This is a genomic window from Neobacillus terrisolis (genome assembly GCF_051233475.1).
Classification (GTDB): Bacteria; Bacillota; Bacilli; order Bacillales; family Cytobacillaceae; genus Bacillus_BU.
Window position 1 is genome coordinate 60,913 of record NZ_JBKFGH010000022.1, and the last position, 22,179, is coordinate 83,091.

Genomic DNA, 22,179 nt, shown 5'->3' on the forward strand with positions numbered 1-22,179 from the left:
TAGTTTTTTATTGACTGAAGCTTTAATAACTCGTTTGATATCCGAAAATAAGTATATAACTAGATACTTATATATAGCAAGAGCTAACCGTTTTCTTTTACATAACCTTAACAAATATAAAAGGACTGATACTATCTGATCAGTCCTTTTAAAATTATTTCTTAAGAATCTCAATAATATCTTTCGGTTTGAGCACCTTTCCAGATGAAATCAATTTTTCGTCAATGACCAATGCTGGAGTAGACATCACACCGTAAGACATAATATCTTGAAAATCCGTAACTTTAATGATCTCCGCTTCTTTTCCAAGTTCCTTAATTGCCAGTTCAGCATTATTTGCTAACACCTGGCAATTCTTACATCCTGAACCTAAAACTTTAATAATCATTTTGAACACTCCTCAATATTTATAAAATTTACAACAACATGTATCCAAAAGCATTGAAGATATAACCAATAATAATGATTCCAACAACAACAATCCCTACAAATATTGCTAATAGTTTTGTTTTTACAACTTTTTTCAGCATAATCATTGATGGCAATGAAAGAGCGGTAACACTCATCATAAATGCTAATGCAGTGCCAATTCCTACCCCTTTTAACACAAGAGCTTCAGCAATTGGTAATGTTCCAAAAATATCTGCATACATTGGCACCCCAACAATGGTCGCTAATAAAACGGAGAACCATTTATCTGAACCAAGCAATGCAGTAATAATTGATTCAGGAATCCAGTTGTGAATAGCTGCACCAATTCCTACACCAATTAAAATGTATAACCAAACTTTTTTTATGATATCAACTACTTGATCCTTAGAAAATTGTAATCGATCCTGAATCGATAACTCTTCTGGTTCAGAATCAATCATTTTATTGTTAAACACGAATGGTTCAACGTATTTTTCAAGCTTTAGTTTACTTATAATGGTTCCACCGATAACCGCTAGGATCAAACCTACGACAACATAGGCAATCGCAATCTTCCAGTTGAAAATACTGGCTAGTAATATAACTGAAGCCAAATCAACTAATGGTGAAGATATTAAAAATGAAAATGTCGTTCCAATTGGCAGGCCGGCGCTTGTAAAACCAATAAACAATGGAATCGATGAACAAGAGCAAAACGGTGTTACTGTTCCTAGCAATGCGCTTAATATATTAGCTGTAATCCCATTAAATCGACCAAGAATTTTCCTCGTTCTCTCAGGTGGAAAGTAGCTTTGAATATAGGAGATCACAAAAATTAACACCGATAGTAAAATAAAAATTTTTACGACATCATATATAAAGAAGTGGATGCTGCCTCCAACTCTACTTTTTACATCTAATCCAAATACATTATTAACAAGAATTGTTACAAGGTCATTGAGCCAATCCATTTTAAGGAGTTGATTGTTTAACCATGAAAAAATATTCATTTTAACACCGCCTTAATGATGTTCGAATAAGTAAGGGACTAAGTTTGTAATTTTTTCTTTATTCAAATGATAAATGGTGAACTTCCCTTCTCTTCTCGAGTCAATAATTCCGCCTTTTTCCATGATTTTTAAATGATGATTGACGGTTGAAGAAGCTCCAGATATGCCAGTTACAATTTCACACATACACATGTCCTCGAACCATAGTAAAGAAATAATCTTTAACCTAGTTTCATCTCCTAGTCCTTTATAAAAATTAGCGATGTTTTCTAATTCTTGACTATCCAATGTTTTTGGAAATTGTTTTTCAGCTAATCGCCTGATATTATTCATATTTTCATTAGACTTCATGTTCCAAGTCTTTTTCTCGACCATGTAAAAACCTCCTTACGTGTTTATTATACATCTAATTTTCTAGTTTTATAGTTTTATTCATGAAAATTTTAGATAAAATTATGCAATCCAAAATAAATAAAATGACATTATGATTAGAAGAACACCCATTCCATGTTGAATGTATTGACTGTACTTTTTTATTTTGGATATAGAAGTAATCATCCCAGATAGGGTCCCAAGGATTACCAAGGGAATTCCTCTACCTAAAGCAAACATTAGCAACAACACTCCGCCAAAAAGCAATTTACCTTCTAGCATTACATACGTTAATATGACTAACAACACCGGTGTAGCGCATTGGCTTGTCGTAAAGCCCATAAGGAATCCCAAAACATAACTACCCAGGAAACCTTTTATTTTTATTTTGCTTATTAATTTATCAATAGAAAGACTTAATTCAAATGGAATCAGTTCCAGCAAAACAAGTCCCATGATAAACGTGATGACTACGGCTAAATATGTAAGAACCTCTTTCAGTGGGCCAAGGATTTCTCCTAATAAGCTAAATAACAAGCCCATGCTGACAAATGTAGTGGCTGTTCCGAGAATATAAAAAATTGAAAGGAAAAACTTTTTTTTCAACGGCAAAAATTGATTTTCCTTTTTTTCTGAAGCCTCTAAATAGCCAAGTAACAGTGGAATTGATGATAAATTACACGGGCTAATACTTGATAAAATACCGGCTAAAAATGTAACAATTACCGAAAACCAGAGCGAGTTTTTAAGAACTTCTTCTAAAAGTTCATTCATTTTTTTTCACCAGGCCATCTAATATTTCCCTTAATTCATTTTCCGGAATTGCTCCAATTCGTTCAATTCGTTTCATACCTTCTGCTTCAAACTCACTTGTAGGAATAAATGCAATTTTATATTCGCTGACGATTTTCTCGTTAGATAATTTATCAATGTCAACGTCTACAAACTCAACTTTACCCTCATATTCTTCTTTTAATTTTGAAGAAAGTTCCTCCATTTTCATGCACGCCTCACATTTTGTGGAATGGAACAATATCCAGCGTGGTTGCTGAATTGGCTCTATTTCAGCTTGATCTTGTGAGGAGTTCCACTTAAACCATCCTAATAAAATAAAAATGACAATAAGAAATAGTAAAGAAACTCTTCTTTGCAATCTTTTTTCAATATTCATCATTTCCTCCCTCCTATATAAGATTATAAAACTAATTTTATAGTTTTGTATTAAGAAATTGTGAACTATTTTGACTCTTTTAACTTATCGAATTTTCGTTAATGCTTATCCTTCATCAACTATCCCGTTACTTTAGTAGATAATTTCAAATGTCCTATAAAAGTTAGCATGGAAATATTATTTAAATGAGTTGCTAGATAAGCTCGCCCAAAATGAAAGAGCACAATTCTTTTGGAATTGCGCCCGTTTATGAAAGATTAATACTATCCAATAAAGATACACACCGACTGTTTAACTGGTAATTAATAAATGCTAACAAATAATGGGGTTTATCTATTAATTTAGGAATAATTATTCTGTTAAAAATTGTTTTAGTTTTTCTGCATCTACATTTTTTATTTGTCCGACTTTTCCTTCTACTGAATTAAAAATAACCGTTTGATCCTCTTCAATCCAAACTTCATAATTTGCTAATCTTTCATCAACACCTTCTTTTTCTATCCAAAATTCAATATCATCATCTCTATTTGGCCTGTCTAATGTATCTTCTTTCCATTCTATTTTGTCCACTATTTCCATAATATCAGAAATATCTTTATCATTTGTGATCACACCTAAATTAGGTTCAGGATCCATTTTGTCTGCTACTCTAATTAACTGATTTCCTCCTCCTATACATCCTGTCAATATTAATAGAAAAATTGAAGAAGTTAAAACTAATGCTTTTCTCATAGAAGGGTTCTCCTTCCTAATAATAAAATGAAAACATTTTTCTCCATAAAGGAACGTAAGGTACGTTCGCAACAAGGATGTTCACATTGCCTTTAAGTGAGTGGGGTAGTCCTTTATACAAGTCACCTTCAAAAACACGTCCACCGAAATCCGTTACATTGCGGCCAGCGCATCGTACTGCGGCAAGGTCAATCTCAACAGAATACAATTCAACTCGTCCTAAAGCTGCCGCCAGCGCTGCACCAACTGCACCTGATCCGCAACATAGGTCAACAACGATATCATCAGAACATGACAGGAGTTCTGCCTGGTGAACAAGAAACTCGGTACGTTTGCGAGGCACGAAAACGCCTTGGTCCACTTCAATCCGCAAACCACAGAACTCTGCGTATCCAACAACATATTCAAGAGGCAAACCATCGGCTCGCATTTCCACCATTTTCTTGAGTTCCTCTGGAGTTCGTGCCTTTGAGATAAGTAACTGAGTCTCTTCTTCTGCGAAAACACAACCCGCGCTCCGAAGCCTGTTAATTATACATTTTTCCGTTTCATTGTCCAAAAAGAAATTAAATTTTTTTCCTATTTATCTCACCACTCTTGATATGCATATTTATAACACTGTATTCGTTAAAAATTGGAGATATCCTTCTTCAACAAAAATTGCCCTAAATGAAATAAGCGCTGATCCTTGTTAATGGATAGCGCTTGTTAGTTGAGTAATTAATAATTCTATAATTATAATTCAATAATTTATCTGTTTCATTCTGTCCTGATTTTATATAAAATCCATTTTCAAAGAAGCTGTCCACTACGCTTCGGGAATAACTCTGGCGATTAGCAGGATGAAGATGACCAACCCAATTAGCATAAAAGTTAGAGATGCCATAAAAATTGGTCCATTTCTGAAGACCGGTTCCGTTCGTTTTTGGATAATGCCTGTCATGGCGCTGGCCTCGCTTTCACTATACTTTGAGAAAGTGCCTCCACTGCTAGAAAACCAAAAGGTGATTACAGAAAAAATGACTCCTCCCAAAAACATAATTTCTATAAATCTGATGGAAAATTTCTCTGCAACAAAATAGGTAATAGCAACTTCCACAATCAATGATATTAAAAAAATGATTATTGATTTTTTCATTTCATCCCCTCCATTTTTGACTATTTATGCTGCTATTCTTCCTTATTATCTTAAGGGTTTTCTAGGGGAGGATACTTCATTCCCTCATCAATACCTGCAGTACCATTAATAAATACAAGTAATACAACCCCATGTTCTTTTCTCCAAAAGTAAGAATACACAAGGCCTGGATCATCTTTTAATACGATGTCTATCTTATACCCACCCTGTTTATAATCCTTCATTATGTTTTTGCCATCGATATTATCCTGGGAAATCCCTTGTTTTTCCATATATAGTTGAACAGCCTTTTCAGCCATGCCCTTTTGAACAGGGTACCAATAAACAAGGAAACCAATAATTACTAAAGAGATTATTGAAACTATGATAATAATTTTCTTATACATAATTTAGTCCTCCGTTGTTTATCGCTCTCTTTTTGATTTATTAATTTCAACAAAAGAAGTGTTAATCCTTCTTTGATTAACACGCCCTTTAATTGAATAACTTAGATTTTTCTTCACTTGTTTTTTGCGACCTGTTATTATCGTTTTTTATAACACTTACATGTTTATATTCTACTTATGATTACTATCTATAACTATTGATTGTAAAACTATAACAAATCAGACATATATTTCTTTTTGTATGCTAATGGTGTCATGTTCATCGACTTTCGGAAATTATCTATGAAATAGCTTGTGCTGTTATATCCTACTTGATAAGCAATATCCGTAACATTGGATTCTGGTTGTTGTAGTAAAATTAAACTTTTTTGAATTCGATAATCGGTTACGTAATTCAAAGGTGTTTTCTTTAAAATTCGTTTGAAATACCGACAGCATTCAGATCGGCTCAACCCACCAGCTCGTGCAATATCGTCTAAAAGGATTTTCTCAGCATAATGTAAGTGTATCCAATTTAACATTTGCTTCATTCGATGACTCTTTAACATTTCCGTTTGTTCGTACTCTAATTGAATACCATTAATAATTAGGTTTTTCCAAATTAACGTTAGTTGTACGATGATGTCGATTTCATAATATGGTAGATTTTGTTTTATCAACTGATTGATTTTCATAATAGAGTCCAAAATATTAGTCGCCCAAAGCTCCTTTGGATCCAATAGTAAATACGGAATATTAGTGGCCTGAATATACGGATTTACAAAGGATGCATAAAGTTCTTGTGATAAAACGAAACTTGGGGAAACATTTAAACAGACATAGGCACAGCCCGAATCATCCTTATCTTTTGCCATGTGCAAGCAGCCACTATTTATAAATAGCCCTTCGCCTTCTTGAACAGTAATATTTTCTTCATTTATTTGAAAAATTGCTTCTCCTTTTACAACGAGAACAAACTGAAATTCATCATGCCAGTGAAGTGGTATATATCCATTTATATTTTGGTTAATCGTTGTTTCGTATACTGCAATCGGTAACACAACTGTACGATGTTCAGTTAATTCTTTTAAACTTTGGTCAACCCTAAAATCTTTTATTTGCATATTGATACCTCAATATATTTATATTTTTTCATTCGATTTGTGTATTATTTCAGAGGTTTTCCACTTATCATATAAAATATTATAACACTATTTTTATATTTAAAGGTGGATAATCATTCATGAACAGACTAAAGGGAATATTTCTTGTTATAACGGGAGCAGTATTTTGGGGGATTGGTGGTACTGTTTCAAAAAAGCTTTTTCAACAATATCAAATCGACGTAGATTGGCTGGTAACAATCCGATTGCTCATAGCTGGTTTTTTACTCTTAACAGTTCAATTTTTCAGAAACGAGCGATCCCAGATACTCGGTGTTTGGAAAACTCGAAGGATCGCTATTCATTTAATTATCTTCGGGTTACTTGGTATGCTTTCAGTTCAATACACATATATGGCTTCCATTAAGCATGGAAATGCTGCTGTTGCAACCTTATTACAATATTTAGCACCTGTTATGATTATCGTATACTTAATCTTCCGCAAACAAACTGTTCTAACACGAAGAGATTTGATGACTGTTTGTCTGGCTTTATTGGGTTGTTTTTTCTTATTAACAAACGGTTCAATCTCTCAATTATCTGTTCCAACACTTGCAATCATTTGGGGCATTTTATCTGGAATTGCTTTAGCATTTTATACTCTATATGCCATTCCTCTCCTTGCGAAATACGATTCACTTGTCATTGTCGGATGGGCGATGATTATCGGTGGTTTTGCATTAAGTTTTATCCATCCGCCTTGGCTAATGGACTCTAAAAGCTTAACGCTGGAAGCTTATTTATATTTAGTCTTCGTTATCATATTTGGAACTATGATTGCATTTTGGTTCTATGTAGAAAGTTTACAAAGTCTGTCACCTAAAGAATCAAGTCTCCTTGGAAGCATAGAGCCACTAGCTGCCGTTTTAACAACGGTCTTTTGGTTAAAAGAACCCTTTGGTTTTATCCAATGGGTTGGTACAGCTTGTATCATTGGAATGATATTATTGTTGGCTTTGAAAAAAGAGTCTTCATCAAGAACTAGCCAATCTCCTAATAGTGGCGAGCCCCTAAATGTTAGTTAATTAGAGGGGCTTTCTTGTACTAAATAAGCGGTAGTTCAAGTGAAACATTTCACAAATGATCTTTTATCAGTATTTCTATTCTTTATACTTCCTCCACATTCTGGCCCCAAAATGTAAGAGCACAATTCTTTTGGAATTGAGCCCGGTTGCTGAAGAACGATATAAAACTTTGGTACTAAATGGCCTTATCATTTATTTATGATACGGTTCACCGCACCTATTCAAGCTGTGTTTTTTTTAACTGGCAGATTTTTATTTTTACAGTTCTACTTTAAATCGACGCTGCTGAGGAAGCAGATGCTTGATCAGCCTTCACACAATCGATTGCAACAACGAGTGCAATAATAATGGTTTCCATCTCTTCATCTATGATTTGAACCTTGTAGCTATCGCCCCAAGTGAACCACTCCTTGCCCACTTCACCTATGATTTTACCATGCTGTAAAACTTGAAAGTTCATATCCCACCAATTACCATGTACTTCAATGCCAGCCGCATCAATTGTATATCGTGCTTTTAAGAATGAAAATTCCTTCTTTATTGTTAATACCTCTTGACCATTCACCTCAATCAAAAACTTTGGTAAAAAGCTGAACATCTTTTTCGTAATGAGTGCTACTTCATCTCTTGCTGCATTCATAATGGAGAAAGTCTTTGGGACTTTCATAAAACTTCCCTCCACGTAATATATATCCTTCTCCTGCTGATCCTTTACTGTAAATTTCCCGCTAAGACTGAATACCTTCTGTTTTATATAAAGCTGCCTCATACTTACACCTCCCAACCCTAAGTCTTTTATATTACTTACGTTTTAAATGGACAATGGTTCCAAACTTATGAAATAAATTCCAAATAATAGCTCCACTTAAAAGCACCTTTTTCCGGTTACCACTTTTTATCCTTATTTAATTTACCTTATGTAAAGTCAGCAATTCTTCTTTCACTAAAGCCACCTGTTAAGTACATTTCTATACAACCTGTTTATTAGTGGAATAAGAAACAAGCGTTTCCACTTATTGTAGAAACGCGTCGTTTAATAAAACTCCACTATTAAGAGTACAGTTTAAATACAGTCAATTTTACTTCTAAACAGTAAAGTACAGTTTAAAATTATTGGTAAGAATTTGGACAACCATATCTAGAACAAGCCAGGACGGCCAAAACCAAGACCTGGTGCGAAACCAAATCCGGAACCTGGACCACCTAAACCGATGCCTGGATAGCCAGGACCACCAAAACCAAGACCTGGATAAAAACCAAAACCTGAGCCTGGTCCACCTAAACCAAAACCTGGAGCAAAAGGGTATGGGCAAGGGTAGCGTCCAAAGCCTGGGCCTGGAGCCAGTAATGCACCGGTAGCAAGACCCCCTAGAAATCCAAGCCCAAGTCCAAACAATGGGAAACCCCTATGGTCAAAAGGATTTATAGCCTGTTGACCGACTGGGGGGAGCGATCTCGTAAATTGATAATAATTATTCAAGGTAAAACCTCCTCTATAAATATGAAATATAATAAAGGTTATGTAACTACTGCCTAATGTGATTGGATAAACGCCCGACACTTAGTAAAATGCTGACCGGTTTTCAACAGATTTGTTGTTGATTCAACTAAAGGAGTAGTTTAAGAGAAAATCTTCACAATTCCTTCACCCATAATTATTTTTTAAAAATGTTTCTCAAGAATCTGGTCCAATCTTTGATTAAGAAAAACTGGGATCGTTAAAGTCATTAATATATATGAAAAAATGGCACCCTCTCTGAGTGCCATTTAAACGTGAAACCTAAGAAAAAAATCAAAATAATTTCTCTTCAACAATCTGGTAATTTCCCGTTTTCAGGAAACAGCTTTTTAATATCTTTATTATAGTTTCAAACGAACTTGAACACAGAAAAATATTTACTAATGAATTGAAAGTAACGAATAAATCTTTTCAAAAATTATTATGGTAAATCTGCCATTTTTTTTGCTTTGACTGCCTGAATCCCCTGTCTGAATAGAGCAATTCCTAGATATATGAATAAGATCGACAAAGCGAGAAAAATTACTAATCCAAAAGTTTGATTCTTTTCATAGGTTGAGAAGATTTTAAGAATTGATTTATATCCGAAATAAGTAGTTACCACACACCCAAAAAAACGAGAAAAAATTTCAAGAAGCCTAAAAGTTTTAAAATCCCGTTCATTATTCCTTTGCCTTTTCTTGCTCATTAATACTTTCCTCCATTTACCTTTTCATACTTAACCAGTGTATCGAATCTTACTTCGAGAGGAATTCCACAAATTGTTTTTCTTCTTCATTGATAAAACCAATAAAAAGAATTTCCTCGATATCCTCGTGGTTAAAAACGAATGAATAATCTTGGTTGATATAGCCTTCTGGAAAAAAACAGCCCAGATAATCGTACATCTTTGGCTCTTCTCCACTTAGGAGTATCTGTTTCCTACCGTATATGACTAACTTCTTCTTCCCCTCTTTTAGAAGTACAATGGAACCATGAGGATACCGATCCATTGAACTATCAATAAAACTCTCAAGTTTCTTAACTCTCATTTCCAATTTATCGATAGACCTATACAGTTCATTAAGTCTTGATTTAATATTTCTTCGAGAGTATTTTAGGATCAATACTTGATTTTATGAAAGACACTACTGATTGAATATTTGAAAGATTTTGATACGATTGTCTTATTCCTACATTTGAATTTCTTACTTCTTCCAGCTTTATCCTTATCGATGCCCCACAATCTTCCCCTTTGTCATCGAATTTTTTATTATGTAATTGACATTAATTTCAAATTTAGCAAATTTTACAAATTACAACAATATTTAAAGTGTAAAATAAACCAAAAAGGTGGCACCTTCCAATATTTTTCATGGTGCCTAGTCACCCTTTCGATGGAAAAGTTCTTTTTCAAGCTGGCGTTACGCTTTCTTACACCGTTTTTAAAAATTTCTGTTTAGAACTCAACCAATTCTTACATTTTTTCTACAGTTATTCCCACATAGGAATAACTCATATCTTACCTCAAGGTTTTGTTTTATAATAGCTCTTACCAAATTGTTATACGTCCAAGTATATATATGAATAATCTTATTTAATAAAGAACGGGCAGACTTCAATTTAGCCCCAAAATCAAATTACATTTTGCACAAGAAATAACTTCAAGTAGAAAATCTAGGCTAAATCTAGTAAAATATCCTCATGTGACTTTAGATAAGGGGCTAAAAAAATGAGCGTATTAAACGTACAAAATTTAAGCCACGGTTTCGGTGATCGTGCGATTTTTAATAATGTATCTTTTCGACTTTTAAAAGGTGAACACGTTGGACTTGTTGGGGCAAATGGTGAAGGTAAGTCTACTTTCATGAATATTGTTACTGGGAAGTTGCAACCCGACGAGGGAAAAATTGAGTGGTCACGAAAAGTTCGTGTTGGTTATTTAGATCAGCATGCTGTACTTCAAAAAGGTACTACGATGCGTGACGCTTTGAGTACTGCTTTTCAATATCTTTTTGATGCTGAAGCAGAGATCAATGAACTTTATGCAAAAATGGGTGATGAAGGTGCTGATATCGATGCACTTCTTGCCGAAGTTGGAGAGTTACAAGAAACTTTAGATAGTAATGATTTCTATCAAATTAATTCAAAAGTTGAGGAAGTTGCTCGTGGTCTAGGATTAGACGATGTTGGACTCGATCGAGATGTAGCTGATCTTAGCGGTGGGCAACGTACGAAAGTTTTGCTAGCTAAGCTTTTGCTAGAAAAGCCTGAAATCCTATTACTAGACGAGCCTACAAACTATTTGGATGAGCAGCATATCGTTTGGCTGAAACGCTATTTACAGGAATATGAGAATGCATTTATCTTGATTTCACATGATATTCCTTTCCTCAACGATGTTGTTAACTTGATCTATCACATGGAAAACCAAGAGTTGAATCGCTATGTTGGTGACTATAATAACTTCTTAAATATTTATGAAATGAAGAAGCAACAGCTAGAGTCAGCCTACAAGCGTCAACAACAAGAAATTGCTGATTTGAAAGATTTCGTTGCCCGTAACAAGGCAAGTGTTGCGACTCGTAATATGGCGATGTCCCGTCAAAAGAAGCTCGACAAAATGGAAGTTATTGAATTGGGGAAAGAGAGACCGAAACCAGAGTTTAATTTCAAAGAAGCTCGTGCAGCTAGTCGTTGGATTTTCGAGACTGAAGATCTTGTTATTGGTTACAATGAACCACTTTCTCGCCCACTGAATTTGAAAATGGAACGCGGACAAAAAATTGCATTCGTGGGTGCAAACGGTATTGGTAAGTCTACTCTTTTAAAAAGTATTCTTGGGTTGATTAATCCGCTGGAGGGTAAAGTGGAACGTGGTGAGTATCAATACATCGGTTACTTTGAGCAGGAAGTTAAACAGTCCAACTACAACACTTGTATTGAAGAGATTTGGAGCGAGTTCCCAAGTATGAATCAGGCTGAAGTTCGTGCTGCTCTTGCAAAATGTGGATTAACGACGAAACATATTGAAAGTAAAATCGAAGTCCTTTCTGGTGGCGAAAAAGCCAAAGTTCGTTTGTGTAAAATTTTAAATACAGAAACAAATTTATTAATTCTAGACGAGCCTACCAATCACTTGGATGTGGATGCAAAAGAAGAATTGAAGCGTGCTTTAAAGGCATATCGCGGAAGTATCTTGATGGTATCCCATGAACCTGATTTCTATCGTGAAATTGCGACAGATGTTTGGAATTGCGAGGATTGGACTACGAAGGTGTTTTAATTTAACTTAAAGGGGTACCCAATGATTTTACTTGGGTACCCCTTTTTATTAAACATCCAAAATTCTTTTTAAAAATACTTTAGATTTCTTAAAAGGCTCATCCAAACTAAAGTTAAAATGAGCTTCTATCTATTTCAATATTAATTTTCTAATAACTTCCACATGGCTTGAGTGTTGGTTGTAGACGTATTGTTGGAGTGGTGTTTACCTTTTTTAATTTTCTATAAAAAATCTACAACAATCGCGCCCGATTATGGAAGATCATAAGGACATGTCTTGTTAAACTAACCTTTACTGGGATAACAAAAATGCCTTGCTCGATACTAGAAGTAGAGGCACTTTTAGATTAACCAATCATGATAATGATCCCATAAATGAAAACAACTATAGGAAATATAATAAAAACCCCATTGAATAGTTGTAAAACTCTTAACAAAACATTTAACTTTTTTTCTGCAAATTTTTTAAGATATATGAAGGAAATCAATCCTGTTATAGGTGTAAAGAAACCAGTTATTCCGTAATTCGGATCAGAAGCATCGAACAACTCTTCAATAAGAAAAGCTGAGAATATAAGATTGATAACGAAGAATAACAATGGAAAAAATAAATTCATTTTTTTAATCGTAATGTTAGCCAATTAAACATCCTCCACTTTCCGAATTTATTTAACCGTCGTTCTCTTATATTCATTTTTATTACGCACAAAAAGAGAGGTAAACAGCTGCCTTGAAATGATATATGCTAAAGCTCCAATTGGAATAGCAAACAAATCTGCCCATAAACCTTCTTTATAATTTCCTGGATTATTTAATAGCGAAAATGACAACAATATACCTAGTAAAAGTGTTGGTACCAAAAAGAAAAACCATGGATTTGTAAAATATTTTGATTTGGAAACAGAGATAAAAGCTTCATAAAAGATTTCTACGACACCTGCAATAATGGCAACAAGTAGCATTTCCGTCACTATACTGTATATTGGTAATGAGTTATCAAACTCTGGATGATAATATTCCATTATAGAATAGGATGCAATACATAAAATGACCGTGACAAAAACAACATTCCACAAATACCGAATCACTTTGTAAAGCGGAAAAATAGCTTTTTTTATTTCCCAATTCAATTCGTTTTCAGATCCAAAGGATTGAATTGCATGAATAACAGCTTCATCCTTCGAATGGCCTTTAATTATAAGCTCTTTGACATGTTCATTAAGATGAGATATTAGCTCTTCTTTAAGGTCTTCCTTTTCTTGATCATTCATTGGCAAATCTGAAACAATTGACTTTACAAAGGACTCAATTTCTTTCAAGAGAACCCCTCCAGTGTATTTTCAATTAACTGATTGATTTGTTTCCAATTAATTAGTTTTTCTTTAAGATTCTTACGTCCTGTTTCGGTAATGGAATAATATTTTCTTCTACTTCCATCCACTCCCTGACTCCAGTAGGATGAAACACACTCCTTGTTCTCCAACCTTTTTAATGCAGGATACAATGTTCCCTCGTTCATATGGTATTTTTCATTGCTTAATATTTTTAATTTTTTCGTCATTTCATAGCCATAACAATCAGCTTCAGCTAGTAGGGAAAGTAATAAAATCTCAATACTACCTTTAAGCAGCTCTCTATCCATGAATTCACCTCCAAATATTTCTAATAACATTGTATAGCAATGCTAAAAACCGAAAATATTTAAATCTACATTTATAACCTTTTAAAGTTTGTACTTTTATGTATATACCTATTTTCTCACATAGATAAATATTATTTTTAGCAGATTTCGCTTCACAACAAAATAAAAGCTGTCAAAAATGACAGCTCCGGCACTTCTTGGAGGCCCCAATGAGAAATTGGGCTTTTTTCGTTACTCCAGAAAAGCGCCCGACTGCGGAAGATGCTATTGAATCCGAATCTCACTTATTGAGCTTTACCACCTATTACTTTAAGTACAATCCTTCACAAATAGGTGTTGCTATTTTTTCGTTACTTTAGTAAATAACCATTCAAACCAATTCCCCCTCTTCAAAATATAAGAAGTGGATCTTTCGAAATGCCACTATTAGCTTAATTAAATCTAGTTTCTTAACTTTTCGGTTTACTTAAAAATCGCCTTGTAAATGTTATTATCAACCATAGAAAGACTACTATTAAAGCACTTTCACAAGCACTAATACCAAATACAAACAAAAGTCTTCCTAAATCTTCAAGTTCATTGAATCCATAATTTTGGAGGCTCCAACTATAAAAGATATTATAATAGCTTTTTATTACAAAAATGAAAGAAAACAAAATCCAAAAGAATTTATTGATAATTTTAGGCAATCGTAGCTCCATAAAGAAAACCTCCCTCACGTCAATATTACCATAAAAACCCAATTAACGATTAATCTTACCTGAATTGTATACAACAAAAAGAACTGCCAAAATGACAGCTCTGGAAATTATATTGTTGCGCCTGATTGTTGAATAAGGAAACTGCTTTTCTCTAACTTTTTAAGAGTTACTTCATACACTACCCCGTCCCATCATCATTCTTTTCCAAAGTTATCAAGCAATGCACGCACTTCATCTGTTGATTTTGTGTTCATTAATTGATTTCTTAATTCAGCAGCTCCAGGGAACCCTTTGACATAAATTTTGAAAAAGCGATGAAGCCCTGTGATTGATCGTGGTAGTACTTCCGCATATTGATCTTGAAGATCAAGCTGCAGTAATAAAAGATCAAGGTATTCTTTACTGCTATGCTCTTTTGGCTCTTTTTCAAAAGCAAACGGATTTTTAAAAATACCTCGCCCGATCATTACGCCATCAATACCATATTGTTCAGCAAGTTGCAGCCCAATTTGACGGTCAGGAATGTCTCCATTGATTGTTAGGAGCGTATTTGGTGCGATACGGTCACGTAATTTTTTGATCTCCGGAATGAGCTCCCAATGTGCATCTACTTCGCTCATTTCCTTTCTTGTCCGTAAATGAATAGAAAGGTTCGCAATATCCTGTTTAAAAATATGCGTTAGCCACTCCTCCCACTCCTGAACCTCCTTATAGCCAAGTCGTGTTTTCACGCTGACAGGCAGTCCGCCCGTTTTTGCTGCTTGAATTAGTTCTGCTGCAACGTCTGGACGCAGAATAAGGCCACTTCCTTTTCCCCTCGATGCCACATTCGGTACAGGACAGCCCATATTAATATCGATGCCTTTAAATCCTAGCTCTCTCATGCCAATACTCATTTGACGGAAATATTCGGGATTATCCCCCCAAATATGTGCCACTATTGGCTGTTCGTCTTCTGTAAAAAGCAAACGACCACGTACACTTTTCATGCCCTCTGGATGACAATAGCTATCCGAGTTTGTAAACTCCGTGAAAAATACATCAGGTCGTCCGGCTGCAGTTACTACGTGACGAAAAACAACATCTGTTACATCTTCCATTGGTGCAAGTACAAAAAATGGTCGTGGTAAATCACGCCAAAAATTATCTATCATTTCAAACTCAAATCCTCTCACTGTGGATACAACTTCAAACTCTCGGTCAAAAAATTTATAGCCAAATATTCTACTTCTTTTACACTTATATCATGCTTTATAACTTATTATCAATCACAAGTACATCTAGCCATTTTTAATTTGTGAAAATCCGCAATGTTTATTATTAAGAATATCGCTTACTGAGTGGGATTTTTGTAAAAATGGTAAATGGTTAGATGTTTTCTATCGTCAATAAAAGTGCGATCTTAATTAAGTAATCAGCAGAAGTACAATAAGCGGAGATTATCCGTTTAAATACCGAATGGAGTTCGTTTTTGGGGTAAAAAAAGGGAGATTTTCCGATTATGCAAAGAAAAACCCTCCATTTTCGCGTTTTTCGATTCAATTTTAGCTACTTTAATGCTATTCGAGAATTAAGCGAAATTTTTCCGTCTATTTATATGATCGTGTGCTTCATCTGATTAATCATTCAATAGATATGAACGGATCCTCATGATCCCAGATTCATTTCCTTCAGAAACTGACCTGTTTTGTTGAATAAGAAAAAAATTACTAAATATGATAAATGGCACCCATTTCTGAGCACCATTTTATAGTTTGAAAGAGCAGGACTTTTATAGTATTCATCATTGAAATCAAACGCTTAAAGTTCCAAAAATCCGACATTGTTACTTATCATTCTTTTGAAGCAGTGTTAAGCACTCCACATGGCTTGAGTGGTGATGTTTACCTAATTCTTGCAAAAAAATAGTCTTTCTCTTTAACAATCGCGCCCGATTGTTTAATACTGGAAAATATTTATTCGCATCTTGAGAGCAAAAATAGCATTAGAAAACCAGAATGGCTTCCCATTCTGGTTTTTTGTTCTATTATTATCTCAAGGTTTTTAGTGCACCACTCCATGCAACTACTTCTTCAAGCATTGCATTAACGTTATTAAGGTGGAGTTCAGCTGGTTTGAATTCACTCATGTTTTCAAAGTCTGTAAATAAGGATAACGTTGGATGAGTACGAACGTCCGCCACTTTTTGTTCTGCAAGAATTCCCCGTAAATGTTCAGCTGCACGAGCTCCTCCGGTTGAACCATAACTTACAATACCAGCTGCCTTGTTATACCACGCCTCTCGAGCAAAATCGATAGCGTTCTTTAATGCACCCGTAATACTGTGGTTGTACTCTTGAACGATGAACACGAATCCATCGAGACTTGTAAGTTTTTCATTCCATGCTGCAATTCCTGGTTCTGTTCCATCAGTTGTTCCTAAAAACGGAAGATTAAAGTCAGCAATGTCAACTATTTCATAATCGGCATCTCCTCGCTTATCAGCAATCCCTTTTACCCATTCTCCAACTTGTGGGCTCACACGTCCTTGACGAGTACTTCCTAAAATAATTCCTATTTTTAATTTTTCATTTGTCATTATGTCAATCTCCTTTTCAGATGAATTTCCAAACAATTTAGACAACAAACCCATTTAATACACCACCTATTATATCTTTCTAGTCGATTTCTATTCTTAATCTTAAAGGTATCTCCTTTATCGCAACTAATTATTCTATTAGTCTTCCCAATTAAGTAACACCCTATTATTGCGCCTATACAATCGCTTAACATTGTGCTTGATTAAAGAATTTGCAAAATGAGATTTTTAGAATAAAAGAGTATCCAATGCATATTGACCAGGTCCAATTAAGGCTACCCCAATAGCAACCGCAAGTAAAGTGAGGTTATATTCATATCCATTTGATGTGGACCATAATCCGTTTGGACCATGCACCTTAACGATAGCCATTACCATTGTCCCTGCAATCATGATTCCTGCTAGAGGAGTTAATAATCCTAAAGCAAATAAAATCCCGCCAAAAAGTTCAGCCAATCCTGCGATTAGAGCCATTGTAATACCTGGTTTCATCCCAATAGATTCAAACCAACCGCCAGTACCTTTTAAACCATACCCACCAAATGAACCAAATAATTTTTGAGCTCCGTGTCCAATAAATAAAACACCAATTACCAATCGAATAATTAATAAACCAAGATTTATCATTTTTTATTTCCTCCTAAATTATTTACTTTATCTCGAATTCGAGATATTATTCCAAAAAATATCAAACCTAAACTTTTTTACTTACCTTTTTCAAAAGATTAACAAATATCTCTGACTCCTCCGTATTTAAAGAACTAAACACGTCATCAATCCATTGTTGATGTTTTGGCATTATTTTTTCCATCAAGCTAGTACCTTTATCAGTTAAAGTGACATGTATTGCTCTACGGTCATCAGGGCATGCACTTCGATTAATAAAGCCTTTATGTTCCAATCGATCAACAACATACGTCATTGAACCACTTGATATTAAGATGCTATGACCAATTTGTTGAATGGTTTGTTTTCCTTTGTGATAAAGTACTTCTAGAACAGAAAACTCGGTAATACTGAGATTATTTTTTTCCATTTCCAACTTCATACTCTCCTGAATTTCTTTTGATGTTCTCATCAAAACAAGAAAGGGTAAATTTGTGCATTTTCTGTTCATTCATTCACCACCTTAAAAGTATTTCGAATTAAAATATCTTGAATATGAGATAATAATAATACTTATCAACTTCTGTGTCAACTACTATTTTTCATTTCATAGTTTTTTGAAAATTGTACTCCGTATATAACGATTTTTCCTTACCTATTAAAGATGGTTACCGACGCAACCATTGATTTTATACAGTATTGTTAAGTTTTGAGGATATTTTAATTAATATATGACGAATAACAAATCCAATTCCTAATCCAGGAATAAGAGACATCATTGGAAGCCAAATCGGGCCAAATGATACACCAAAAATGATGTTTTGGGAATACATTAGACCTACTGTGACAAAATAAGCTCCAAATGCAAATGGAACAAATGAAAGCTGAGGATTTTCCCCTTCCGCAAATTTATAGGCATCATACATAGCAAACATGTAGACACAAGGATAAAACATAAGCCATTGGTGATCCACCACTGCATGAGCTTCTTTTATTTTTCCAAGGAAACTAAACATGATAGCCTGATTAAAAAAACTGTTCACATTAATAACGAATTCTAAAATAATAAACAAAATCCCTTTGATGAGGTGACCATTTAACAGTTGACCAAAGCCTGGAAAAGCAATGCTCCAGAGAATGGCTTCTAATTTTATCGTTTTCTTCATAGTATCAACCTTTAATATTCGGTTCTATTTTGCTTACCTTTTTACATTATCTAATAACTTTAATAAACCAACTAACCCTCTGATCGTAAACAAAGTGAAATTAACACTAGCAAATGTATGAAAAGGTGACCACCTTTTCCATTTAAATAATCCTGTGTACTTTTCCATAACCCATTGCCCAATACTCATTGGAACACTAAAAATCAAACTTTTTAATAAAATTTTTCCAAAATGATCATTATACGAGATTTTTACCCATATTACACTTAAAATCGGAAAAAATAACATATCATAAATAATATTCGTTTTAAAAATTTTAGGAAAAGGACGCACAGGATATTCAAGTTTTTTGGTTCCAACCACATAAGCATCAATTAGGGTAGCAAGAACCCCTTTTGAGAAAAAAACCACAAGATTTTCTCTCATTTTTGGTCCCTTGAATAAAAATGGAAAAGAAACTATACATAATGCGAGTAATAAGTTTAACAACTTTTTCTCCACTTACTAACATCCTCTCATTTTCTGGAATCGTAATACTCTTAAATTGCCCAATACATATCTTTAATATAGGTAATCCTTGGAATTTTTTATAAAGAAACCAGCATAAAAAAATATATAAATTCTTATTTGTAATTTCAAAAAAAGGAAAAGCAAATCAAGAAAAATATAAATTTCCTCTAATTAGAAAAGTATCAGTAAGTTTTTACCAAATGTAATAAAGCCAATCAATGTTTCCTCCGATAATGAAAGAACACCGGATTTAAGCCCGATGCTCTTAATTTCTTTTATTCCATTATGTCAATCTATTACCTATCGCTGCACAATAAAAGGAATACCATGCCTGAATTTGGATATCATTTTTCAAGAAATATTGTATATGATTAATGGCTTAAACATTCAAATGCCTCATACCTTTTTTCAGACGTTGCAAACCATCTTCAAGTCGCTTTATCGGGCAGGCAATGTTGATTCCACGATTCACAAGTTTTCTTAAAACTGGATTTGGCACTATGATACTTGACGTTTGAATACCCACAAGATTAAAAGTTTTTGTTGGTGCTACACAGGTGATACAATTTTAAGGAATCTAATTTTTAACTCAACTATTATTTTACTTTGTTATATTCCTCAACTGATACTGGTTCCAACCATTCAGGAGTACCTGCAGTGATTGCGATATGTTCAAACCAACTGTCTTTTGTAGCGCCATGCCAGTGTTTCACACCATCATGAGTGACAATTACGTCACCTGCTTTTAAGAATTGAGCAGGTTTTCCTTCTTCTTGGTACCAGCCTTCTCCACCGGTTACTAATAAAATTTGAAATCCATCACGATGGATATGCCAGTTATTCCGGCATCCCGGTTCAAAGGTAACATTCCCGACACCAACACTCACGTTATGATCCACAACTAATCCTTTAAGATAACTTTGTCCCACAAAAAATTGTGAAAATGGATTTTTTTCGCCTACTGGGAAAATAACGCCATTTTTAACTTCTTCATGTTTTGCCATTTTGGTTCCTCCAATAAATAATATTAATATTTATATCCTCCTGCTGATCAATTGCTATAAAAAGCCCCATTCATTACCTGTTATTTTAATTTCCCGCCAAATACCGGAAAGAAGCTATGCTCACCATAATTCTGGATGTGCTCTACATTCTTTAAAATCTCCATATCTGCATCGCTAATAACAAAATCAAGCTCTGCATTGTTTCTCATGTGATCAGGCTTTGCCGTCTTAGGAATGACTACAAGACCAAGCTGTAAGCAATAACGTAGGCAAAGTTGAGCAACAGATACTCCATACTTATCAGCTACTACCTTAATCTCTGGATTATCCAGAACTGCACCGTGTGCAATTGGTGAATATGCCTCTATCAGAATGTCATTCTTTTGGCAGAATTCAATTAGTTCAAAAGGAGTATTACTCACATGTGCCAATATCTGATTTACCATAGGCTTGATCTCACAGTTTGCAAGAATATTCTCTAGATCATCTTGAAGGAAGTTAGAAAGACCGATTGCCTTTACTTTGCCTATCTTATAAGCATCCTCCAAAGATTTCCATGCTTCTTTGTTTTCCCCGAAGTAACGGTTCTCTTCCCTAAACTCCTTCCAAGGCTGTGGGCTATGGATAATCAACAGATCTATGTAATCCAATCCCATCTTTGCTAAAGACTCGTCAATGGACTGCGTTACTGCATCATAGTTTTTTAGTTCTGCCCCAACCTTTGTTGTAATGAAGAGTTCTTCTCTTGCGACACCGGAGGAACGGATTCCTTCACCTACACCAGCTTCATTCTTATAAGCCTGAGCAGTATCAATATGACGATATCCGATCGATACCGCATCACGCACTGCCTGTGATGTCTGTGCATCGTCAAGCAGCCAGGTACCTAGACCCAATTTTGGAATTTCTACACCATTTGATAATTTGAAAGTTTCGCTAAACATGCTTTTGTCTCCTTTGCATTGTTATATTTTTTGTAGGAACTTATTTACTTTTTCATTTATTTTCAGGAATCACTTCATTAATACAAGCTAATGCATTCAGTGTTCTTGGAAAGCCCATATATGGAAGGCAGTGGGTGATGGTGGTGATCAATGTTTCATTGTCATTGCCCACATTTAGGTTTCCCTGCACATGTGCTTTCACTTGACCCTCAGCGCCACCAACGCACTTAAGATGCAGAATGTCAATAATTCACGTATTTTCAAATCGAATCCCTTCCGAGTATAGAAATCTCCGAAACAAAAAGCAGAAAGATAATCTTGGAGCTGCTTTTGATTGGCTGGGGCAGCCTCTCTCATTTTTGAAATGATCTCACCAAAAATCTCTACTTGAGTAGCATGTCCTTTCTCAAAACGAGTATCTTCATCTATAGTCTTTTGGCTTTCAATTGGTAAAGCGATATTCTTTGCTTTAAAAACCTCATTAACTTCATTGATGGCGTTTAACGTTTTGGGGAAGCCAATGTATGGAGCACACTGGTAAACCGCCTCTTTGATTTCTACAGGTGTTAGCCCAACGTTTAACGCAGCACTAACATGTGCTTTTAATTGTGGCAACGTCTGGTTCGTAACAAGCACCACCAGGGTGATCAGTTCACGTTGCTTGTCATCCAGATTACCTTGGTAAAAAACCTTCCCAAAAATAAAATGGCTCAGAATGTCCTGAAAATCAGGATCAGTAGTATGCGTTGCAGTTACTCCTTCACCAAATAGTTGTTTAAACTTTTCTTTGCTCTTTTCACCACGATCCATCATTCAACCCCCCGCTTATAAATCACTTCTATTATCCTAAAGGTGATA

Annotated in this window: 29 protein-coding genes and 2 pseudogenes; 3 read left to right on the top strand and 28 right to left on the bottom strand. The window is 34.7% G+C overall.

Going from position 1 to position 22,179, the window contains the following annotated elements:
- Positions 1–154: 154 nt before the first annotated feature.
- The 10 genes and pseudogenes from ACI48O_RS14410 to ACI48O_RS14455 all read right to left on the bottom strand — a co-directional run bounded on the left by ACI48O_RS14410 (position 155) and on the right by ACI48O_RS14455 (position 6,323).
- Positions 155–388 (bottom strand): thioredoxin family protein, encoded by a 234-nt coding sequence (locus ACI48O_RS14410; protein ID WP_435562524.1) that lies wholly within the window; start codon positions 386–388, stop codon positions 155–157.
- Between the two features lie 28 nt (positions 389–416).
- A complete protein-coding gene (locus ACI48O_RS14415; protein ID WP_435562525.1) occupies positions 417–1,421 on the bottom strand; it encodes a permease in 1,005 nt (334 codons plus the stop codon).
- A 12-nt stretch (positions 1,422–1,433) separates the two neighbouring features.
- Positions 1,434–1,796, bottom strand: coding sequence for an ArsR/SmtB family transcription factor (locus ACI48O_RS14420; protein WP_435562526.1), 363 nt, complete (start codon positions 1,794–1,796; stop codon positions 1,434–1,436).
- A 78-nt stretch (positions 1,797–1,874) separates the two neighbouring features.
- On the bottom strand, positions 1,875–2,567 hold the full coding sequence (locus ACI48O_RS14425) for a cytochrome c biogenesis CcdA family protein (protein ID WP_435562527.1): 693 nt from the start codon (positions 2,565–2,567) through the stop codon (positions 1,875–1,877).
- Positions 2,560–2,967 (bottom strand): thioredoxin family protein, encoded by a 408-nt coding sequence (locus ACI48O_RS14430; RefSeq protein WP_435562528.1) that lies wholly within the window; start codon positions 2,965–2,967, stop codon positions 2,560–2,562. Before ACI48O_RS14430 ends, ACI48O_RS14425 begins: the two co-directional genes overlap by 8 nt.
- Before the next feature lie 348 nt (positions 2,968–3,315).
- Positions 3,316–3,696, bottom strand: coding sequence for a hypothetical protein (locus ACI48O_RS14435; protein WP_435562529.1), 381 nt, complete (start codon positions 3,694–3,696; stop codon positions 3,316–3,318).
- 49 nt (positions 3,697–3,745) lie between these two features.
- A pseudogene (locus ACI48O_RS14440) lies at positions 3,746–4,255 on the bottom strand (methyltransferase); the annotation flags it as partial.
- 249 nt (positions 4,256–4,504) lie between these two features.
- Complete coding sequence (locus tag ACI48O_RS14445; RefSeq protein WP_435562530.1) at positions 4,505–4,834, bottom strand: hypothetical protein; 330 nt, start codon at positions 4,832–4,834, stop codon at positions 4,505–4,507.
- Between the two features lie 50 nt (positions 4,835–4,884).
- The gene (locus ACI48O_RS14450; protein ID WP_435562531.1) at positions 4,885–5,220 is read right to left on the bottom strand and encodes a DUF3139 domain-containing protein; all 336 of its coding nucleotides are present in this window, start codon (positions 5,218–5,220) and stop codon (positions 4,885–4,887) included.
- A 209-nt stretch (positions 5,221–5,429) separates the two neighbouring features.
- Positions 5,430–6,323, bottom strand: coding sequence for an AraC family transcriptional regulator (locus ACI48O_RS14455; protein WP_435562532.1), 894 nt, complete (start codon positions 6,321–6,323; stop codon positions 5,430–5,432).
- A gap of 119 nt (positions 6,324–6,442) precedes the next feature.
- On the opposite strand from ACI48O_RS14455, the gene ACI48O_RS14460 reads away from it, so the two are divergent.
- A complete protein-coding gene (locus ACI48O_RS14460) occupies positions 6,443–7,387 on the top strand; it encodes a DMT family transporter (protein ID WP_435562533.1) in 945 nt (314 codons plus the stop codon).
- 271 nt (positions 7,388–7,658) lie between these two features.
- On the opposite strand, the gene ACI48O_RS14465 is transcribed toward ACI48O_RS14460, so the two are convergent.
- The 4 genes from ACI48O_RS14465 to ACI48O_RS14480 all read right to left on the bottom strand — a co-directional run bounded on the left by ACI48O_RS14465 (position 7,659) and on the right by ACI48O_RS14480 (position 9,937).
- Positions 7,659–8,156, bottom strand: coding sequence for an LURP-one-related/scramblase family protein (locus ACI48O_RS14465; RefSeq protein WP_435562534.1), 498 nt, complete (start codon positions 8,154–8,156; stop codon positions 7,659–7,661).
- Between the two features lie 369 nt (positions 8,157–8,525).
- A complete protein-coding gene (locus ACI48O_RS14470; protein WP_435562535.1) occupies positions 8,526–8,867 on the bottom strand; it encodes a hypothetical protein in 342 nt (113 codons plus the stop codon).
- Between the two features lie 460 nt (positions 8,868–9,327).
- Complete coding sequence (locus tag ACI48O_RS14475) at positions 9,328–9,594, bottom strand: hypothetical protein (protein ID WP_435562536.1); 267 nt, start codon at positions 9,592–9,594, stop codon at positions 9,328–9,330.
- A gap of 49 nt (positions 9,595–9,643) precedes the next feature.
- Positions 9,644–9,937 (bottom strand): DUF4176 domain-containing protein, encoded by a 294-nt coding sequence (locus tag ACI48O_RS14480; RefSeq protein WP_435562537.1) that lies wholly within the window; start codon positions 9,935–9,937, stop codon positions 9,644–9,646.
- A 680-nt stretch (positions 9,938–10,617) separates the two neighbouring features.
- On the opposite strand from ACI48O_RS14480, the gene ACI48O_RS14485 reads away from it, so the two are divergent.
- The gene (locus ACI48O_RS14485) at positions 10,618–12,171 is read left to right on the top strand and encodes an ABC-F family ATP-binding cassette domain-containing protein (protein ID WP_435562538.1); all 1,554 of its coding nucleotides are present in this window, start codon (positions 10,618–10,620) and stop codon (positions 12,169–12,171) included.
- Positions 12,172–12,517: 346 nt separating this feature from the next.
- Here the strand turns inward: ACI48O_RS14485 and ACI48O_RS14490 are convergent, their stop codons facing one another.
- Genes ACI48O_RS14490 through ACI48O_RS14500 form a run of 3 tightly spaced genes read right to left on the bottom strand, consistent with a single transcriptional unit; the run spans position 12,518 to position 13,812 of the window.
- The gene (locus tag ACI48O_RS14490; protein ID WP_435562539.1) at positions 12,518–12,811 is read right to left on the bottom strand and encodes a hypothetical protein; all 294 of its coding nucleotides are present in this window, start codon (positions 12,809–12,811) and stop codon (positions 12,518–12,520) included.
- 24 nt (positions 12,812–12,835) lie between these two features.
- Positions 12,836–13,489, bottom strand: coding sequence for a permease prefix domain 1-containing protein (locus ACI48O_RS14495; RefSeq protein WP_435562540.1), 654 nt, complete (start codon positions 13,487–13,489; stop codon positions 12,836–12,838).
- Positions 13,486–13,812, bottom strand: a complete 327-nt coding sequence (locus tag ACI48O_RS14500; RefSeq protein ID WP_435562541.1) for a PadR family transcriptional regulator — start codon at positions 13,810–13,812, stop codon at positions 13,486–13,488. Before ACI48O_RS14500 ends, ACI48O_RS14495 begins: the two co-directional genes overlap by 4 nt.
- Positions 13,813–14,021: 209 nt before the next feature.
- Here ACI48O_RS14500 and ACI48O_RS14505 point away from each other — a divergent pair, with 209 nt between their 5' ends.
- The gene (locus ACI48O_RS14505; RefSeq protein WP_435562542.1) at positions 14,022–14,171 is read left to right on the top strand and encodes a hypothetical protein; all 150 of its coding nucleotides are present in this window, start codon (positions 14,022–14,024) and stop codon (positions 14,169–14,171) included.
- Positions 14,172–14,707: 536 nt separating this feature from the next.
- On the opposite strand, the gene ACI48O_RS14510 is transcribed toward ACI48O_RS14505, so the two are convergent.
- From ACI48O_RS14510 to ACI48O_RS14560, 11 genes and pseudogenes are all read right to left on the bottom strand, one after another.
- Positions 14,708–15,667, bottom strand: coding sequence for a tRNA dihydrouridine synthase (locus ACI48O_RS14510; protein WP_435562543.1), 960 nt, complete (start codon positions 15,665–15,667; stop codon positions 14,708–14,710).
- 875 nt (positions 15,668–16,542) lie between these two features.
- The gene (locus ACI48O_RS14515) at positions 16,543–17,145 is read right to left on the bottom strand and encodes an NADPH-dependent FMN reductase (protein ID WP_435562544.1); all 603 of its coding nucleotides are present in this window, start codon (positions 17,143–17,145) and stop codon (positions 16,543–16,545) included.
- 174 nt (positions 17,146–17,319) lie between these two features.
- Positions 17,320–17,718 carry a DoxX family protein gene (locus tag ACI48O_RS14520; RefSeq protein ID WP_435562545.1) on the bottom strand — a complete coding sequence of 133 codons (399 nt, stop codon included), beginning with the start codon at positions 17,716–17,718 and terminating at the stop codon, positions 17,320–17,322.
- 67 nt (positions 17,719–17,785) lie between these two features.
- Positions 17,786–18,208: a MarR family winged helix-turn-helix transcriptional regulator gene (locus tag ACI48O_RS14525; RefSeq protein WP_435562546.1), complete on the bottom strand. Its 423-nt coding sequence runs from the start codon at positions 18,206–18,208 to the stop codon at positions 17,786–17,788.
- A gap of 178 nt (positions 18,209–18,386) precedes the next feature.
- Positions 18,387–18,863: a hypothetical protein gene (locus ACI48O_RS14530; RefSeq protein ID WP_435562547.1), complete on the bottom strand. Its 477-nt coding sequence runs from the start codon at positions 18,861–18,863 to the stop codon at positions 18,387–18,389.
- Between the two features lie 33 nt (positions 18,864–18,896).
- Complete coding sequence (locus ACI48O_RS14535; protein WP_435562548.1) at positions 18,897–19,364, bottom strand: CBO0543 family protein; 468 nt, start codon at positions 19,362–19,364, stop codon at positions 18,897–18,899.
- Between the two features lie 484 nt (positions 19,365–19,848).
- Positions 19,849–19,935 (bottom strand): annotated as a pseudogene (locus tag ACI48O_RS14540) (MalY/PatB family protein); the annotation flags it as partial.
- Positions 19,936–19,969: 34 nt separating this feature from the next.
- Entirely contained in the window at positions 19,970–20,377 is a 408-nt protein-coding gene (locus ACI48O_RS14545) for a cupin domain-containing protein (protein WP_435562549.1), read from the bottom strand.
- A gap of 80 nt (positions 20,378–20,457) precedes the next feature.
- Positions 20,458–21,321 carry an aldo/keto reductase gene (locus tag ACI48O_RS14550; RefSeq protein ID WP_435562550.1) on the bottom strand — a complete coding sequence of 288 codons (864 nt, stop codon included), beginning with the start codon at positions 21,319–21,321 and terminating at the stop codon, positions 20,458–20,460.
- Positions 21,322–21,373: 52 nt separating this feature from the next.
- Positions 21,374–21,523, bottom strand: coding sequence for a carboxymuconolactone decarboxylase family protein (locus ACI48O_RS14555; protein ID WP_435562551.1), 150 nt, complete (start codon positions 21,521–21,523; stop codon positions 21,374–21,376).
- Positions 21,520–22,131, bottom strand: coding sequence for a carboxymuconolactone decarboxylase family protein (locus ACI48O_RS14560; RefSeq protein ID WP_435562552.1), 612 nt, complete (start codon positions 22,129–22,131; stop codon positions 21,520–21,522). The genes ACI48O_RS14555 and ACI48O_RS14560 overlap by 4 nt, the downstream gene beginning before the upstream one ends.
- Positions 22,132–22,179 lie beyond the last annotated feature (48 nt).

What these genes read in the sequence shown, in the direction of transcription:
- ACI48O_RS14515 (WP_435562544.1), bottom strand. Translation starts at nt 17,145, where the DNA reads ATGGGTTTGTTGTCTAAATTGTTTGGAAATTCATCTGAAAAGGAGATT.
- ACI48O_RS14505 (WP_435562542.1), top strand. Translation starts at nt 14,022, where the DNA reads ATGAGAAATTGGGCTTTTTTCGTTACTCCAGAAAAGCGCCCGACTGCG.
- ACI48O_RS14510 (WP_435562543.1), bottom strand. Translation starts at nt 15,667, where the DNA reads ATGATAGATAATTTTTGGCGTGATTTACCACGACCATTTTTTGTACTT.
- ACI48O_RS14415 (WP_435562525.1), bottom strand. Translation starts at nt 1,421, where the DNA reads ATGAATATTTTTTCATGGTTAAACAATCAACTCCTTAAAATGGATTGG.
- ACI48O_RS14545 (WP_435562549.1), bottom strand. Translation starts at nt 20,377, where the DNA reads ATGGCAAAACATGAAGAAGTTAAAAATGGCGTTATTTTCCCAGTAGGC.
- ACI48O_RS14430 (WP_435562528.1), bottom strand. Translation starts at nt 2,967, where the DNA reads ATGATGAATATTGAAAAAAGATTGCAAAGAAGAGTTTCTTTACTATTT.
- ACI48O_RS14560 (WP_435562552.1), bottom strand. Translation starts at nt 22,131, where the DNA reads ATGGATCGTGGTGAAAAGAGCAAAGAAAAGTTTAAACAACTATTTGGT.
- ACI48O_RS14480 (WP_435562537.1), bottom strand. Translation starts at nt 9,937, where the DNA reads ATGAGAGTTAAGAAACTTGAGAGTTTTATTGATAGTTCAATGGATCGG.
- ACI48O_RS14485 (WP_435562538.1), top strand. Translation starts at nt 10,618, where the DNA reads ATGAGCGTATTAAACGTACAAAATTTAAGCCACGGTTTCGGTGATCGT.
- ACI48O_RS14435 (WP_435562529.1), bottom strand. Translation starts at nt 3,696, where the DNA reads ATGAGAAAAGCATTAGTTTTAACTTCTTCAATTTTTCTATTAATATTG.
- ACI48O_RS14530 (WP_435562547.1), bottom strand. Translation starts at nt 18,863, where the DNA reads ATGAAGAAAACGATAAAATTAGAAGCCATTCTCTGGAGCATTGCTTTT.
- ACI48O_RS14460 (WP_435562533.1), top strand. Translation starts at nt 6,443, where the DNA reads ATGAACAGACTAAAGGGAATATTTCTTGTTATAACGGGAGCAGTATTT.
- ACI48O_RS14520 (WP_435562545.1), bottom strand. Translation starts at nt 17,718, where the DNA reads ATGATAAATCTTGGTTTATTAATTATTCGATTGGTAATTGGTGTTTTA.
- ACI48O_RS14445 (WP_435562530.1), bottom strand. Translation starts at nt 4,834, where the DNA reads ATGAAAAAATCAATAATCATTTTTTTAATATCATTGATTGTGGAAGTT.
- ACI48O_RS14410 (WP_435562524.1), bottom strand. Translation starts at nt 388, where the DNA reads ATGATTATTAAAGTTTTAGGTTCAGGATGTAAGAATTGCCAGGTGTTA.
- ACI48O_RS14500 (WP_435562541.1), bottom strand. Translation starts at nt 13,812, where the DNA reads ATGGATAGAGAGCTGCTTAAAGGTAGTATTGAGATTTTATTACTTTCC.
- ACI48O_RS14550 (WP_435562550.1), bottom strand. Translation starts at nt 21,321, where the DNA reads ATGTTTAGCGAAACTTTCAAATTATCAAATGGTGTAGAAATTCCAAAA.
- ACI48O_RS14465 (WP_435562534.1), bottom strand. Translation starts at nt 8,156, where the DNA reads ATGAGGCAGCTTTATATAAAACAGAAGGTATTCAGTCTTAGCGGGAAA.
- ACI48O_RS14525 (WP_435562546.1), bottom strand. Translation starts at nt 18,208, where the DNA reads ATGAACAGAAAATGCACAAATTTACCCTTTCTTGTTTTGATGAGAACA.
- ACI48O_RS14455 (WP_435562532.1), bottom strand. Translation starts at nt 6,323, where the DNA reads ATGCAAATAAAAGATTTTAGGGTTGACCAAAGTTTAAAAGAATTAACT.
- ACI48O_RS14450 (WP_435562531.1), bottom strand. Translation starts at nt 5,220, where the DNA reads ATGTATAAGAAAATTATTATCATAGTTTCAATAATCTCTTTAGTAATT.
- ACI48O_RS14425 (WP_435562527.1), bottom strand. Translation starts at nt 2,567, where the DNA reads ATGAATGAACTTTTAGAAGAAGTTCTTAAAAACTCGCTCTGGTTTTCG.
- ACI48O_RS14475 (WP_435562536.1), bottom strand. Translation starts at nt 9,594, where the DNA reads ATGAGCAAGAAAAGGCAAAGGAATAATGAACGGGATTTTAAAACTTTT.
- ACI48O_RS14420 (WP_435562526.1), bottom strand. Translation starts at nt 1,796, where the DNA reads ATGGTCGAGAAAAAGACTTGGAACATGAAGTCTAATGAAAATATGAAT.